Source organism: Streptomyces apricus, assembly GCF_008369065.1.
Taxonomy (GTDB): Bacteria; Actinomycetota; Actinomycetes; order Streptomycetales; family Streptomycetaceae; genus Streptomyces; species Streptomyces apricus.
On record NZ_VDFC01000033.1, the window covers coordinates 129,033 to 130,789 of the forward strand.

Annotated in this window: 3 protein-coding genes and 1 pseudogene; all 4 read left to right on the plus strand. The window is 71.5% G+C overall.

The window, feature by feature from the left end:
• Positions 1-97 precede the first annotated feature (97 nt).
• Positions 98-532 (plus strand): roadblock/LC7 domain-containing protein, encoded by a 435-nt coding sequence (locus tag FGF04_RS11545; RefSeq protein WP_149511190.1) that lies wholly within the window; start codon positions 98-100, stop codon positions 530-532.
• Positions 533-534: 2 nt separating this feature from the next.
• Positions 535-906: a DUF742 domain-containing protein gene (locus FGF04_RS11550; protein WP_149511228.1), complete on the plus strand. Its 372-nt coding sequence runs from the start codon at positions 535-537 to the stop codon at positions 904-906.
• Entirely contained in the window at positions 884-1,483 is a 600-nt protein-coding gene (locus FGF04_RS11555) for a GTP-binding protein (RefSeq protein ID WP_149511191.1), read from the plus strand. The genes FGF04_RS11550 and FGF04_RS11555 overlap by 23 nt, the downstream gene beginning before the upstream one ends.
• A pseudogene (locus FGF04_RS11560) lies at positions 1,480-1,757 on the plus strand (GAF domain-containing protein); the annotation flags it as partial. The gene FGF04_RS11555 and the pseudogene FGF04_RS11560, both read left to right, overlap by 4 nt.

The following is a 1,757-nucleotide window of genomic DNA, read 5'->3' on the forward strand; positions in this document are numbered from 1 at the left end:
GGAGTGCACCGGCCGGATGAACCACGCCACCCCCACACCCGTCCACAGCCCCACCTCCGCTCCCGCGGACCCCCGTACCTCAAGGAGTCGATCCCCCATGGCGAGCGATGTGCCGACCGGCCACGCATCCGACCTCGACTGGCTGATGAGTGGCTTGGTGCAGCGCGTACCGCACACCAGAAGTGCCGTGCTGCTCTCCTGCGACGGCCTGGTGAAATCGGTGCACGGGCTCGACCCCGACAGCGCCGACCACATGGCCGCCCTGGCCTCCGGGCTCTACTCCCTGGGACGCAGCGCGGGCGTCCGCTTCGGCGACGGCGGCGACGTGCGCCAGGTCGTCGTCGAGCTGGACTCCACGCTGCTGTTCGTGTCCACCGCCGGCTCCGGCACCTGCCTCGCCGTGCTCGCCGGCCGCGACGCCGACGCCGCCGTGCTCGGGTACGAGATGGCGATGCTGGTCAAGAGCGTCCGCCCGTACCTGATGACCGCCCCGCGGCAGCACTCCGTCGAACCGCCGGCGATGAGGCCTTGACCGTGGCCGCGGCCGGTGACGGGCCCTGGCTCGACGGCGCGGCCGGCCGGCTGGTGCGGCCCTATCAGGTCAGCAACGGCCGGACCCGGCCCAGCACCGCGCTCGACCTGCTGTCCCACGTGCGGGCCACCGGCGTCACCCCCCTCGGCTACCTCGGCCCCGAGCACGCGCAGGCGCTCGAACTGTGCCGGGACCCCGTGTCGGTGGCCGAGGTCGCCGCTCACCTGAAGCTGCCCGCAGCGGTCACCAAGGTGCTGCTGTCCGACCTCGTCGACTGCGGGGCGCTGTCCACCAAGGCCCCCACGTTCCACCACAACCCCACTGACCGGTCTCTTCTGGAGGCAGTGCTCGATGGACTACGACGACAGCTCTGACCCGTTCCCCACCGCGCTGAAGATCCTGGTGGCGGGAGGCTTCGGAGTGGGCAAGACCACCTTCGTCGGCGCGGTGAGCGAGATCGCGCCGCTCAGCACGGAGGAACTGCTGACCACGGTCAGCGCGGCGACCGACAACCTCGACGGCATCGAGAACAAGGTCGAGACGACCGTCGCGATGGACTTCGGGCGCATCACCCTCGATCCGGAACACGTCCTGTACCTGTTCGGCACACCCGGACAGGAACGGTTCTGGTTCATGTGGGACGAGCTCTCCGAAGGAGCGCTCGGCGCGGTCGTCCTCGCGGACACCCGCAGACTGGAGGAGTGCTTCGCCGCCGTCGACTTCTTCGAGCAGCGCGGCCTCGGATTCATCGTCGCCGTCAACGAGTTCGACGGCGGCTTCCGCTACGACCCGGAGGAGGTGAGGTCGGCCATCGACCTCGACCCGGACGTGCCGGTGGTCCGCTGCGACGCGCGGATCTCCAGCTCGGGGGTGCAGACCCTGCTCACGCTCGTCCGCCACCTGCTCGCCCACGCGCCGTCGCGCGCCACCGGTCACGGAGCCCGCACATGAGCTACGACCCGCCGCGCCCGGTCGGTCGGCTGCTGCTCMCCCCCGAGGACAAGGAGGCGCCCGCCAGGACGCGCCGGCTGCGGTTGCTGGGCTTCGGCGAGCACGCGGAACCGGCCCTCGACGCGTTCGCGCGACGGCTCGCCGAGCTGGCCGGATCGCCGTACGCGATGGTCAACTTCATCGGCGAGGAACGGCAGTTCTTCGCCGGGCTGCACACCCGGCCCGTCGCGGCGGCCGCCAACGGCGGCAGCGGTGGCGGTGGCGGCGGTGGTGG

What these genes read in the sequence shown, in the direction of transcription:
- FGF04_RS11545 (WP_149511190.1), top strand. Translation starts at nt 98, where the DNA reads ATGGCGAGCGATGTGCCGACCGGCCACGCATCCGACCTCGACTGGCTG.
- FGF04_RS11555 (WP_149511191.1), top strand. Translation starts at nt 884, where the DNA reads ATGGACTACGACGACAGCTCTGACCCGTTCCCCACCGCGCTGAAGATC.